Genomic DNA, 238 nt, shown 5'->3' with positions numbered 1-238 from the left:
GTAACACGGTTTCCTCCCTCTACATTGACGAATCTGAAGTATCCAACGTACACTACCCCGAATACCTGTTCTGGGTACAGCGTATGTATGGCGAAAGCTTCCCGCAGGTATTCCGCCAGGCTTTACCGGATACCCTGGTATGGCGCAGCGATCTGGCTTATAACGAGCCGCTGGTGGAATACTACTTCGGCCACCCTGCTTACAACGATTACCCGGTGGTAGGCGTAACCTGGAAACA

General features: G+C 52.5%; 1 pseudogene. It reads left to right on the top strand.

From position 1 onward, the window contains the following. Positions 1 to 238, top strand: a pseudogene (locus KVT36_RS32130) (gliding motility lipoprotein GldJ); the annotation flags it as partial.

Source organism: Chitinophaga sp. GbtcB8, assembly GCF_019091455.1.
Lineage (GTDB): Bacteria > Bacteroidota > Bacteroidia > Chitinophagales > Chitinophagaceae > Chitinophaga.
Note: the sequence above shows the minus strand (reverse complement) of the source record. Positions and strands in the feature narration are given on the sequence as shown.